The organism is Pseudomonas sp. NBRC 111127, from assembly GCF_001320345.1.
Lineage (GTDB): Bacteria > Pseudomonadota > Gammaproteobacteria > Pseudomonadales > Pseudomonadaceae > Aquipseudomonas > Aquipseudomonas juntendi.
In genome coordinates this window covers 1-12,854 of sequence record NZ_BCBD01000036.1, presented here as the reverse complement: position 1 = coordinate 12,854, position 12,854 = coordinate 1, and the positions used below count along the sequence as shown (strand labels likewise).

7 protein-coding genes are annotated in these 12,854 nt (G+C 65.1%); 1 reads left to right on the top strand and 6 read right to left on the bottom strand.

Annotated features, from left to right (window positions below; genetic code table 11):
* The first annotated feature begins 38 nt into the window (after window positions 1–38).
* On the top strand, window positions 39–989 hold the full coding sequence (locus APH30_RS09285; RefSeq protein WP_009683882.1) for a LysR family transcriptional regulator: 951 nt from the start codon (window positions 39–41) through the stop codon (window positions 987–989).
* Window positions 990–995: 6 nt separating this feature from the next.
* Here APH30_RS09285 and APH30_RS09280 read toward each other — a convergent pair whose 3' ends face one another.
* From APH30_RS09280 to recC, 6 genes are all read right to left on the bottom strand, one after another.
* Complete coding sequence (locus tag APH30_RS09280; RefSeq protein ID WP_054912325.1) at window positions 996–1,487, bottom strand: OmpA family protein; 492 nt, start codon at window positions 1,485–1,487, stop codon at window positions 996–998.
* A 4-nt stretch (window positions 1,488–1,491) separates the two neighbouring features.
* Complete coding sequence (locus APH30_RS09275) at window positions 1,492–2,763, bottom strand: diguanylate cyclase domain-containing protein (protein ID WP_029887165.1); 1,272 nt, start codon at window positions 2,761–2,763, stop codon at window positions 1,492–1,494.
* Window positions 2,760–3,326: a YfiR family protein gene (locus APH30_RS09270; protein ID WP_054912324.1), complete on the bottom strand. Its 567-nt coding sequence runs from the start codon at window positions 3,324–3,326 to the stop codon at window positions 2,760–2,762. Before APH30_RS09270 ends, APH30_RS09275 begins: the two co-directional genes overlap by 4 nt.
* Window positions 3,327–3,467: 141 nt before the next feature.
* On the bottom strand, window positions 3,468–5,543 hold the full coding sequence (gene recD / locus APH30_RS09265; protein WP_054912323.1) for an exodeoxyribonuclease V subunit alpha: 2,076 nt from the start codon (window positions 5,541–5,543) through the stop codon (window positions 3,468–3,470).
* Window positions 5,540–9,214 carry an exodeoxyribonuclease V subunit beta gene (gene recB, locus APH30_RS09260; protein WP_054912322.1) on the bottom strand — a complete coding sequence of 1,225 codons (3,675 nt, stop codon included), beginning with the start codon at window positions 9,212–9,214 and terminating at the stop codon, window positions 5,540–5,542. The genes recD and recB overlap by 4 nt, the downstream gene beginning before the upstream one ends.
* Window positions 9,211–12,693 carry an exodeoxyribonuclease V subunit gamma gene (recC, locus tag APH30_RS09255; RefSeq protein WP_054912321.1) on the bottom strand — a complete coding sequence of 1,161 codons (3,483 nt, stop codon included), beginning with the start codon at window positions 12,691–12,693 and terminating at the stop codon, window positions 9,211–9,213. The genes recB and recC overlap by 4 nt, the downstream gene beginning before the upstream one ends.
* Window positions 12,694–12,854: the final 161 nt, after the last annotated feature.

The following is a 12,854-nucleotide window of genomic DNA, read 5'->3' as shown; positions in this document are numbered from 1 at the left end:
AAACATCCAACAAGAACGCACAAAAAAACCGGATCATCATGCAAAAAGATCTCACATCCCTGAGCGCGCTCAACTGGGACGATTTGAAGTTTTTCCTTGAAGTGGCCCGTACCCGCAAGGCCAGTAGCGCGGCAAAACGCCTGAGCGTGGACTACACCACGGTGTCGCGCCGCATCAGCTCGCTGGAGGGGGCGCTGGGTACCTTGCTGTTCGAAAAGTCGCGCACCAACGGCTTTGTTCTCACCGCCGAGGGCCAGCGTTTGCTGGGCTATGCCGAGTCGATCGAAAGCACGCTGCACATGGCGTGCGAGCAGGTATCCGGGTCGAGCGTGGCGTTGTCGGGGCATGTGCGCATGGGGTGCACAGAAGGCTTCGGCAGTTTCTTCATTACCCCGCAGTTGAGCCACTTCGTCGACGCCTACCCGGCCATTTCAGTGGATATCCTGCCGCTGCCGCACTTCATCAGCCTGTCCAAGCGCGAGGCGGATATCGTCATCGCCCTGGAGCGCCCCGAGCATGGGCCTTATGTGTGCTGCAAGCTGTGCGACTACAGCTTGCGGCTGTATGCGACGCAGGGCTATCTGGACAGCCATGCGCCGATACGCCAGGTGGCTGACCTGGCCAGGCACCCGTTCATCAGTTACGTGGACGACCTGGCGTTCAGCTCAGAGCTCTTGTACCTCGCCAACCTGATCCCCGGCGCCACTGCGCATCTACGCAGTACCAGTGTGATTGCACAGTACACGGCGGCGTTGCAGGGCCGCGGGCTGGCGATCCTGCCGTGTTTCCTGGCTGCGCAGGATCCACGGCTGGTCACGGTGTTGCCAGAGGACATCGAGGTGACCCGGCAATTCTGGATGTATTGCCGGGAGGACCTGCGCAAGCTGAAGCGGATCACCCTGTTGTGGGATTACATTCGCGGGGTGACCGAGGCGAATGCGCCGTTGTTGATGGGGCAGACCCGGGAAATGCGCTTTGCCCAGCAGTGACGGGGCTCAGTAGGACGCTACCACGATGGACACGCGCCGGTTCTCTGTACGCCCGGCGCTGGTGCGGTTGTCTGCCACCGGCTGGCTGCTGCCCAGGCCCTGGCTCTGGATGTTCTGCGGCTGCATGCCGACCCCGACCAAGGCTTTGGCCACGCTCTGCGCGCGGCGCTCGGACAACTCCTGATTATAGGCCGCCTTGCCCGACGAGTCGGTATGCCCGTCTACCCGCACACGCTGGATACCCACGCCCAGCAGTGCCTTGCCGATCCGCTCGACAATCGCCTGGCTCTGGCTGTTGAGGCTGTCCAGGTCACTGCCGAACAACACTTTGCCAGACAAGTCATACGCCCAGCCTTCATCGGTGGGGGTAAAGCCTTCGCGCTTGAGCACGGCAATCTGTTCCGGGGTCAGCCCCTTGGGCGGCGCGCTTTGGCAGCCGGTCAGCGCCAGCACAGCGAGCAACACGGCCCACAGTGGAAAACGTAAAGCCTGTATCACGGGTTCAGCTCCTGTTGTCGATAGGGTTGGCGGACCGTTCCGTCTGCGCCACTTGCCAATGGCCACGCCGTTTGCGCTTGGCCTGATACATCGCCGCATCGGCGGCATTCAGAAGACTGGCCGGGTCGGCGCCGTCTTCCGGGTAATAGGCGATACCGACGCTCACCGACGTGGCGACACTGCGGCCGCTGTCCAGCTGCACCGGCAGCTTCATGCTGGCGACGATTTTTTCGGCAATGTGCTCGGCATCCCGGCGCGTTTGCAAGGGCGTCAGCAGCACGGCGAATTCGTCACCGCCCAAACGTGCAACCAGATCATGCTCACGCAACTGGGCACGCAGGCGCTCGGCCACGCTGATCAGCACCTCGTCCCCCACCGCATGGCCCAGCGTGTCGTTGATCTGCTTGAAATGGTCACTGTCGAGGAACAGCAGCGCCATGTGATCCTGCTGGCTGGCTGCGTTGCGCACGCTGCGGCTCAGGCGCCCTTCGAAGAAGGCGCGGTTGGGCAGGCCGGTCAGGCTGTCGTGGCTGGCCTGATGGGCCAAGGTCTGGTTTTCGCTCTGCAGGTGGCTTTGCCACACTTCCAGTTCGTCCAGCAGGGCGTTGAAGTCATTCCCCAGCTCGTTGAGCTCGGCAATCGCCGTTTCCGGCACACGCCGGTCGAAGCTGCGCTCGCGGCGGGCGGCGTGGGCGACGCTGGCCAAGCCGCGCAGCGGCCGGGTGATATCGCCGAGCAGGCGCCGCGACAGGTACTGGGCAGCCAAGGCGCTCAAGACCGTGCAACACAGAATACCGGCAAGCCCCCCCAGCATGAACAGCAACAGGCTACGCCCCTGGCCAACCAGTTCGATGCGCCCGATCTGTTGCTGCTGGTGCATGATCGGCAGCTTGACCGGTTCGTCCAGCAACGCGCTGGCGACCTGCGCTTCCAGCAGGGCAAGCATGCCCGAATCGGCACGCTGCCAGCGCGCCAGTTGCTCGCCTTCACCATTGAAGACCCTGGCCTCGGCCACTTCCTCGGCGCTGGCGATCAGCCCCAGCGCTTCACTGGCGGCGGCACTGTCATCGAACACCACCGCCGCCTCCACGGTGTAGCTGATCGACCGGGCAATCAGTTGCAGGTTGTGATTGGCGTAGACGCTCAAGGCCAGCACGCCCAACAGGGTCAAGGAAATACCGGCCAGGCCCACGGCCAGCAAGGCGACATTCAAGTGTGCACGGCCGAGCACCGAGCGCAGGGTTGGGCGCAGGCTGCGTTTGCGGGTCGGCTTCATGGTTGCACCGCCCGGCGCCGCGACAGCTGCAGCACGCTGGGGTGAATGCGCACCCCGGAGCGCGCCACCGAGTCAAGGTTGACCTCGAAGGCCACCTGCTGGTCGCTGACCCGCAGGCAGAACAGGCTGCCGATGGTGCATGGGTCATTCGATTCGCTGATGCTCAGGACCGGGTAGCCGCTGACCCGCTCGAACAGCTTGTCACGCTGGCGCTGGTCGAGCTTGCCGATGTAGATCGCATCACACGCCTGAGCGACCTGACTGTCATCTGCCAGCAAGCGCTTCACTTGCAGCGGGCGGCCAGACTCCTGCACCTGGCCTTTGATCAGGTCGTCCGCGTATTCGGTGGGGCCGACCAGGCACAGGCGCAATGGAGACGGCTCCACCGGCCAGCGCGCGTAGCTGAAAATGCCCAGCACGACCTGGGTGACGGCCTTGGCCCGTTGCTGCGCCTGGGCGTTGGTTGTGGCGGTGTTCGCCCCGGCAGAGCCCGTAGCGATACACAGCACGGCCAGCAATACCGAGAGCGCACAGTTTGTCACACGTCTTGCGGCCACGTGCATGTGGGGAATCTCTCAAAGTCCTTTCTGGTTTCGGCGCAACGATAGCACATGGCCGTATCAATGTCGGAAAGCGGGCACCGCTGAGGTGGGCACGGGCTGCGCCCGCTCCCACAGGGGATCTCCACCTGGTTTCGGCCGGGGTCAGACTTGCTCCAGCATCAACCCGGAAATGCGCCTTACCTTGCGCGACACCGCTTCTTCGAAAATGCCCTGGCGCGGCTCGACCAGGCTGAAACAGTGCTTGGCGCGGGTGATCCCGGTGTAGACCAGCTCCTTGGTCAGCACCGGGTTCAGTGCGTCGGGCAGTACCAGTGCGGTGTGGCCGAACTCCGAACCCTGGGACTTGTGCACCGTCATGGCAAATACCGTTTCCACTTCATTCAGGCGGCTGGGCAGGACAAAACGCACGCCGCCGCTGCCGTCATTACGCGGGAAGGCCACCCGCAGCAGCGGCTCGCCGCGCTCGTCCGGCAAACGCAGGGCAATGCCGATGTCGCCGTTCATCAGGCCCAAGCCGTAGTCGTTGCGGGTGACCAGTACCGGGCGCCCTTCGTACCAAGGCTGCTGGCTGTCGATCAGGCCGGCGCCGTGCAGCACCCGCGCCACCCGCTCGTTGAGCCCTTCGACGCCCCAGGCACCGCGGCGTACCGCACACAGCAACTGGAAGTCCTCGAAACTGTGCAACACCTTGCCCGCCCACTGCTCCCAGGCGGGGTCGTCGAACGGGGTATCCAGCAATGGCCGATAGCGGCCAAGGGTACGCAAATAACTGCGGTACCCTTGTGGCCCTTCGCTGCCCTGGTTCAAGCCGTCGAGCAGCAGGCGGTCGAAGGCGCGGTCCTGCTCGTGCCTGAGCACCAGGCTGTGCACATCGGCCGGTGGCATGGCCAGCAGGTTGCGCGCCGCATGGGCGTCCTGCCGGTTGACCAGCCGCGCCAGCTGGCCAATCCCGCTGCCTTCGCCAAAGCGCCGCGAAAAGCGCAGCATCACCACTTGCTGGGCCAGCGGGTTGCGCTGTTCATCGCCAACCTTGAGGCCACTGCCAGCCAGCGATTCGCCACTGACCTGCTCGAGCCAGCTGGCGGTGGCCGGCGCGTAGTAGCCTTCTTCGGCGTCCCGGCACAAGTCCCCCAGCACGGCACCGGCTTCGACCGAGGCCAGCTGGTCCTTGTCACCCAGCAATACCAGGCGTGCCCGCGCTGGCAAGGCGTCGAGCAGGTTGGCCATCATCTCCAGGTCGATCATCGAGGCTTCGTCGACCACCAGCACATCCAGCGGCAACGGGTTGCCCGCATGGTGGCGGAAGTGCCGCGAACCCGGGCGGCTACCGAGCAGGCGGTGCACGGTGCTGACGTCGGTCGGCACCTGCTCGCGTACCTGGGCACTGACCTGCAGGCGCTCGACCTGCTGGCCAATCGACTCGGTCAGGCGCGCAGCGGCCTTGCCGGTGGGTGCCGCCAGGCGGATACGCAATGGCCTGCCCTGCTCCACCGCCGGCGCTTGCAACAACGCCAGCAGGCGCACCACCGTGGTGGTCTTGCCCGTACCGGGGCCGCCGGTGATGATGCTGAAGCCGGCGCGGGTGGCCAGGGCGCAGGCGAGCTTCTGCCAGTCCACCTGGCCTGCCGGTGCGCCGCCCTCGAACAACTGCGCCAGGCGTTGCGGCAAGTCCGCCGGCGCTGCTTCAGCCTGGCTCAGGCGCAGGCGCAAGGTGTGGTCGATACGCCGCTCGTAGCTCCAGTAACGGCGCAGGTACAGGCGCTGGCCGCTGAGCACCAGGGGGCGCGCCTGCTGGCCCGGTGCGTCGCCAGCGGCCACCAGCGGGCTGGCAACGATGCGTTGGCGCCATGCTTGCAAGTCGAGGTTGGCCAGCAATTGTGAAGGCAACAGCAACGGGCCGGTCAGTGCGTCACCCTCTGGCGGCAACGACAGGGCAAAGTCGGGCTCGGCCAGGGTTTGCTGCAGGTCGAGGCAGACGTGGCCGTGGCCCAGTTGATGGCTGGCCAACGCTGCGGCAAGCAGCAGCAAGGGGTCACTGCCTGGGGCCCGCTCTTCCAGAAATGACACGAACGCACGGTCCAGCGGCCGTAGCCAGCCGCGCTCGACCCAGCGGTCGAGCAGTTGCAGCAGGTCACCGCTGTCAGTTTGCGGCGCCAGCGCCAGCAGGTACTCGGCGTGCAATGGGGTGGGCAACAGGTCGACAAGGCTACGGCTCATGACAGGGCTCCGGCAAACAGGTCCTGCTGGGTGGGCGGATGCTCGCCACGGAACAGCGCATCCAGGCTTTCGATCAATTCACGCGGTGGCTTGGTGAAGTAAACGCCGTGCCCGCTGCTGCTGGCGCCCCGCAGGAAGATGAACAAGGCACCGCCCACGTGGCGGTCATAATCGTAATCGGGCAGCCGCGCGCGCAGTTGCCGGTGCAGGGCCAGCAGGTACAACACGTACTGCAGGTCGTAGCGGTGTTCGAGGATGGCATTTTCCATGGCCAGGGCATCGTAAGCCTGGGTATCCGGGCCAAGCCAGTTGGATTTGTAGTCGGTCACGTAATAACGGCCGTCCAGCTCGAATGCCAGGTCGATGAACCCTTTGAACATGCCATTGAGCAGCGTCGGCTGCGCCGCCGGGCGCGCCAGGCCGGGGTGGGTGTGGCGTGCTACCAGACGATCCAGCTGCTCGGCGTCGACGCGCTGGCTGGCGAACCAGAACTCCATTTCGATCTGGTAAGTGCACAGTTCCCCGAGCGTCACGCTCTGCCCACTGCCGGGCAACGGCAAGGCCTCGTTCAGCAAGCGCTGCATCCACTGGCTGAGGGTGGGGATCCAACCCGTCCAGTCCCGGCGGTTGCAGCGCTGGCCAACGGTTCGCTCGATCAACTGCGGGTTACGGCTTACCAGGCTAAAGCCTTCGCGGCCTGCCCACTCCAGCAGACCGTGCAGGAAGGTGCCGGGGTTCGGCCCCCGCGGGAAGCGGTGGATATCACCGCTGTCGGCCGGGACTTCACGCAGCACCTGCACATCGACGACTTCGTCATCCTGCAGTTGCTGGGCCTGCGAGCTGTCGGCACCGAGGGTTTGGTCACCAACGCGCAGGGCGCTGTAGGAGGCGATCCACCAGTGCTCAGCGGCGGCGCGGCGTGGCTTGCGTGCCGGCAGTAATTCACGCGCGGCGTGGGGCATGCGATACACCTGCTGCTGCGCCGGCGGCAGGCCTGGGCAGGCGATGTGCGGGCAACCCGCGGCCAGGGCCTGCAACCAGTCGGCCAACTGCGCCGAACTGGCCAGGGCAAGGCCGCCACCTAGCAGATACCCCAACGCCGAGCGGTGCAACTGCGACGTTTTCTGGTTGCCGCGCTTGAGGTCGGCGACACCCAGCCAGCAGGCATGCTGGGCACGGGTAAGGGCCACATACAGCAGGCGCAGGTCTTCGGCCAGGCGCTCATCGTCGGCGCGTTCGATCTGCTCCTGGTCTGGGGTCAGGGTGAGGTGGGCGTGGCCTTCAGGGTCGTGCCAGGCCAGCGGCAGCCGGCTACCGTCCACAGGTTTGCTGGTGCAGATGAACGGCAGGTAGACCAGCGGATACTCCAGGCCCTTGGACTTGTGGATGGTCACCACCTTGACCAGCTGTTCGTCGCTTTCCAGGCGCAGGATCTGGTCCTCGCCAGCCTGGCCAGAACTGGCCAGGTGCTCGGCCAGGTGGCGAATCAGCGCCTGTTCGCCATCCAGTTCACCAGCTGCCTGCTGCAGCAACTCGGCCAGGTGCAGCAGGTTGGTCAGCACCCGTTCGCCATCGCTGCGGCGGATCAGCGTGCGCGGCAGCTGGAAGTCATGCAGCAGGTGGCGCAGCATGGGCAGTACGCCCTGGCGCTGCCAGGTTTCGCGGTAGTAGCGGAACCGCATGACCCAGCCTTCCCAGACCCGCTCGTCCTGGTTCAAGCGGTCCAGTGCGGGCAACGACAGGCCTAAGGTAAGGCTGGCCAGGGCCGCCTTGAGCAGGCGCTCCGAATCGGGCTCGGCGCAGGCCTTGAGCCAGGCCAGCAGGTCGTGAGCTTCCTGGGCAGCGAACACCGAGTCCTTGTCGGACAGGTACACACTGCGTACATCGCGTGCGGCCAGCTCGGCGCGCACCAGCTGCGCTTCGTGGCCATCCCGCACCAGAATGGCGATGTCTGACGGCAGGCAGGGGCGCAGCTCGCCTTCGGCATTGCGGAAACCGGCCGTGCCTTGCTGGCCGCCATTGAGCAAATCGACAATGTGGCTGGCGCAACTGGCGGCCAGTTGCTGGCGGTAGACACTGCCGGATACCGGCTCTTCGCTCTGCAGCTGCCAGCATTGCAGGGCAGCGCTGGCTTCGCCGTTGATCACCAGCTGTTCGCTACGGCCTTTGGCGTGCACCTCGATGAACGGCAACGGGTTGTCATCGGCACCGCGGAACAGGAACGCCCCGCGCCCTCCCTGACGCGCCTCGGCCTGCAGGAACACCTGATTGACTGCCGCCACCATGGCCTTGCTGGAGCGGTAGTTGGTGTCCAGGCTGTGCAGCCGACCGCTGGTGGCCCGCCGTGCGGCGAGGTAGGTGTAAATGTCTGCACCGCGGAAGGCGTAGATCGCCTGCTTCGGGTCGCCAATCATGAACAGGCCGGTGTCCGGGCGGTTTTCGCTGATCTGGTAGATACGCTCGAAAATGCCGTACTGCACCGGGTCGGTGTCCTGGAATTCGTCGATCAGGGCCACCGGGAACTGCTCACGAATCAGCCCGGCCAGACGCTCGCCGGCTTCACTGGCCAGTGCGTGCTGCAAGCGCACCAGCATATCGTCAAAGCCCATTTCTGCCCGCCGGCGCTTCTCCACTTCAAACCGTGCCGAAACCCAATTGGCGGCATGCTCGAGCAGGGGGGCATCCGGGCTATCCAGGGCTTGCAGGTGTTGCGCCAGGGTCTGCATGGCATCCAGGCCTGGGTGCGCGGGTGGCTCGCCCTTCCAGGCCTCGGCCATGCCGGCCGGGGTCAGGCGGGTGAAGCCGGTACCGAGGTCGAGCTCAACCTGTTGTTCGTCCGTAGCCCACGCGTGGAGCTTGTCGAACCAGGGTTCGAAATAGCGCGCCTGCATCTTGCGGCCGTCGACCTGCTTGGCAGCCAGGGCATCGCGGCAGATCTGCCGCAGCTCTTCGGCCCACTGTAGCCAAGGCGCCTTGAGCCGGGCCAACTGTTCGCTGCGCTGCTGCAGCGATGCCTCGATCAGTGCCGCCGGTTCCGCGCCGTGCTGCTCGGCCCGCACCCGGCCGAACAAGGGGCGAATGCGCGGGAGCAAGGCGTCGGGGCTGACCCAATGGCTGCGCACCCACGCCAGCGCTTGGCCTTGCATGCTGTAGCAGAAGCGCCGCCAGTAATCGCGCATGACTTGGCCCAGCAGCTCGCTGTGGTCGGTTTCCAGGGTCTGGGTGAACAGGCTGCCGCTGTCAAAAGCGTGCTCGCGCAGCATGCGCTGGCACCAGCCGTGAATGGTCGATACCGCTGCTTCGTCCATCCACTGCACCGCAATTTCCAGGCGCCCGGCACAGCGCAGCCAGGCCTCTTGCGGGTAGTCGTCACGCAGTTGGTGCAGCAAAGGGTCGGCGCCCTCCAGCTCGCCACGGAAGAAGCGTGCAGCTTCTGCCAGGCGGGCACGGATACGCTCGCGCAACTCCTTGGTGGCGGCGTCGGTGAAGGTCACCACCAGAATCTGCGGTGGCAGCAGTTCGCGTGCAAAACCCTGCTCGCCGCCATGCCCGAGGATCAGGCGCAGGTACAGGGCGGAAATGGTGAAGGTCTTGCCGGTGCCGGCACTGGCCTCGATCAGCTGGCTGCCATGCAAGGGGAAACTCAACGCCAAGGGGCGGGCCTGGGTCATGCGCCTTTCTCCGGGTTGCCCAGGGTCTGCCAGGGTGCGGTGAACAATGGGCGGTACAAGGTTTCGCACCAGCCTTCAAAGGTTTCGTCGGCGGTGAGTGCGGCGAAATCACGGAACTGCCGAGCCAGGGCGATGCTTTCACTGCGCTCGCCGAAACTGTTGCGTTCATCGCCCTCGTAGGCGCGGGCCGCAGCGGCCAGGGCTTTGTCGGCATCGTCGTGGGCCAGCCAGGCAAAAGCGGTTTTGGCGGCGACCGACAGGGGCGCGTTCATCGCGGCCTGGCGCGCCACCAGCAGGTCGCCCAACAGTTGCCCGGCGGCGCCTTGCGGCAGCGGTGCCAGCAACAGGGTCAGGTCGCTGGCGACCAGGGCGCTATGGTAGGCGTAGCCTGCGGCACAGGCCGCCAGGTGGGTAACCCAGGGCGCGATCAGGCGGTGCCACTTCAGGTTGTTGCGCCCGGCACTGATAGTGTTGGGCACGGTGGTAATACTCAGAAGGCTTTGGTCGTCGGCCTGGAATACCCGCCCCAGCCAGCCTTCGAGACGGTGCCGGCCGTGCTCGAAATGAACGGGCAAAGCGCCCTCGACCAAGCGCGGCCAGCGTTGCAGCAACTGCTGGTGGCGTTGCAGCAGGTCGGGTAACGGCTCGATCAACTCGCTTTGCAGCAGCTCGCCGAACCCCGCCAGCGGCAGCACGCCGCAAGCCTGCAAACGCCGGGCCTGAGCCTGCAGGGCCTGCTCGGCGTTGCCCGGTGCGGCCAAGGCGACACCGAGCAGGCTTTCACTGGCGCCGTAGCGCTGCAGGGTGTCGAGGGTGAAGGGTTCTTCGTCCGGGGTCGGCACCTCCAGCGCTTCGAAGTACACCTTGAGGCGCTGACTGAAGAAATGCCGAACCGGGTGGCGCAGGAAGTCACTCAGCTGGGTCAGGGTAAGCGCTTCATCATCCTGATAGGGCGCCAGGGCTGGTTCGCCCTGCGGGTCGCCTTCGCTCTGCTGGTGCAACACTTGCCATTCGTGGGCATAGCTGAACAGCGGGCTGCCCTTCTGGAAGTAGCGCGGGCTGAACGGTTGCAGCGGGTGCTCTTGGGTCAGGGCGTGCAGCAGCTGCTCGCCCGCCTGTGTCGCCTGGCCCTGCTGTGCGCCGTTCAGCTGCCAACCCGCCGCAAGGTGGTCGCGCAACTGCCCGATCAACACCGAGGCCGGGCGTTCGCTGTTGTCACGGATACTGCGCCCGACCCAGCTGACGTACAGCTGGTCACGTGCCGACAGCAGCGCTTCGAGCAGCAGATAACGATCGTCCTCACGGCGTGAGCGGTCACCGGGGCGGTAGTCGCTGGCCATCAGGTCGAAGTCCAGCGGCTGCTGGGCGCGGGGGTAATCACCATCGTTCATGCCCAGCAGGCACACCACCCGAAACGGGATCGCACGCATGGGCATGAGCGTGCAAAAATTCACCGAGCCCGCCAGGAAACGTTGCGACAGCTTGCCTTGGTCCAGCCCCGACAGCCAGGCCTCGCGCACCACGGTCAATGGCAGAGGGTCCTGCAGGCCGACCGTTTCGCATACTTCAAGCCAGCTATCGCGCAGATCCTGCAACTGGATCAGCAGGAATTCGTCGTGCTCGTCCTCGGCCAGGAAGAACACATGCAACAGGGCATGCAGGCGCTCGCCCCACTGGCTGACGGTGGCCGGTTCGGCCAGGGCCTGGCAGGCGACATCCAGTGCGTCGAGCAGGGCCACCAGCGGGCCGATCAGGGCTGCGTCCAGACCACCGATTTCATCGTACGGCTCAATACCGTCACACGCTTCGCCCACGCCTACGGCATACCCCAACAGCATGCGTCGCAAACCAAAGCGCCAGGTGTTCTGTTCAAGCCCGGCGGGCAGGCCAAGGCTGGCTCGCTGCTCGGCATCGAGGCCCCAGCGAATGCCTGCGCCTTCGATCCAGCGGTGCAGGGTAGGCAGGTCGTTTTCGCGGATACCGAACCGGGCTCTTACCGCCGGGACATCCAGCAGGTCGAGCACTTCGCTGACTGCGAAACGGCTGTCCGGCAGCTTGAGCAGGTGTTCCAGCGCAATCAGCAGAGGTTCCCGGCCACGCTGCCCTTGGTCGGTCAGGGTGAACGGTATATAACGCGGGTCATTGCGCTGCAGTTGGCCGAAAACGGCGCGGATGTGCGGCGCGTATGTGTCGATGGCCGGCAGCATGACGATGACATCACGCGGGCGTAACGTGGGGTCGGCACTGAAGCGGGCCAACAGCTGGTCGTGGAGAATCTCCACTTCGCGCTGGGGGCTGTGGGCAATGTGAAAACGGATCGAGCGGTCGTTGGCGGGATCGACTGGCGGCCACAGCGCGCGCGTTTCTGCCAGCGGGCGGAGTTCGAGAATGTCGTCCTGCAATTGATTGAGCAGCGTGGCGGGTGAACCGTCGCTGAACAGATCGATGCGACCATCGCTGAACACGCCTTGGTAGCTACCCGGGTCGTCGTAGCTGTCGAGCAAGTTGATGTAGTCTCGGCCTTGCTTGCCCCACGCAGCCAGTAATGGGTGTGCGTGTTGGTGCAGGGCTTGGTCGTCGAGCTGCAAGGGCATGCCTTGTTTGCGCTGCTGACGCTTGTACTGGTGGCGCAGCAGGTCTTTGTCGGCAACGATGTCCGCCCAGTGGTGGCGACAAGGGTTGTGCACGCACAACAACACCTGGCTGAAGCGTGCGAGGCCGGCCAATGCTTCCAAGGCCTGGGCCGGCAACGACGAGATACCGAATACGATCACCCGCGAGGGTAACCCGGGGGGAGCCTGTTCCAGGCTATTGATACGTTCGATGAAGCGCTGGTGCACGCCGGCCCGGCTTTGCGCCATGCCTTTTTCGCCGACGTCTTCCAGCAAGGCCTTCCACAGCTCGGCCTGCCAGCGGTTAGCCGGGGGCAGGGCCTTGCGTTCGCCACGGGCGGTGTTCAGCACGTGCTCACCCGCTGCCCAGTCCCTGAGCCAGTCGGCCCGGTAGACCTGATACTGGTCGAACAGATCGGCCAGGCGCTCGGACAGCTGGTAGCGCTTGCGCAGGTCACCGTCATCCGTCAGGAAGCGGCGCAACGGCTCGAAGTGCGGGCGCTCGATCAGCGCTGGTAGCAGACGCATCAGGCGCCAGGTCAGCGGCGCTTTGTCGAGCAGGGACACCTCGGGAATTTCATCGCGCCCCAGCACGCTGCGGTACAACTGCCACATGAAGCTGCCGGGCAGTTGAACCTCGATTGCAGCGGCGATGCCGCAGCCACCTTGGTCGTCCTCCAGCGGGTCTTCCGCCAGCGCCAGCTTGAGCCATTGAGCGATACCGTTACTCTGCACCAGGGCGATTTCGTTTTCCAACGGTGCCAGCGGGTAGCGACGCATCCAGCTCACCACAAGGCTGCGCAGATCATCGAGGCGGTTGCCGTGGACGATCATGAAGCCGGGGTGGAGATGGGTGGTGTGGGGCATCGGAAACTCTCTGGCAGGTGCTGAGCTGAGGTTGGTGGGGGAAACGATATCATGCGTGATGCGTTCCCTGGGGGGCATGGCACGGGCTTCGCCCGTGTTCGCGGACGCGCCCGCTCCCACAGGGATTGTCGTGAGGCCAGGGGACTTTTTTGGAGCATAAA

What these genes read in the sequence shown, in the direction of transcription:
- APH30_RS09275 (WP_029887165.1), bottom strand. Translation starts at nt 2,763, where the DNA reads ATGAAGCCGACCCGCAAACGCAGCCTGCGCCCAACCCTGCGCTCGGTG.
- APH30_RS09285 (WP_009683882.1), top strand. Translation starts at nt 39, where the DNA reads ATGCAAAAAGATCTCACATCCCTGAGCGCGCTCAACTGGGACGATTTG.
- APH30_RS09270 (WP_054912324.1), bottom strand. Translation starts at nt 3,326, where the DNA reads ATGCACGTGGCCGCAAGACGTGTGACAAACTGTGCGCTCTCGGTATTG.
- recD (WP_054912323.1), bottom strand. Translation starts at nt 5,543, where the DNA reads ATGAGCCGTAGCCTTGTCGACCTGTTGCCCACCCCATTGCACGCCGAG.
- recB (WP_054912322.1), bottom strand. Translation starts at nt 9,214, where the DNA reads ATGACCCAGGCCCGCCCCTTGGCGTTGAGTTTCCCCTTGCATGGCAGC.
- recC (WP_054912321.1), bottom strand. Translation starts at nt 12,693, where the DNA reads ATGCCCCACACCACCCATCTCCACCCCGGCTTCATGATCGTCCACGGC.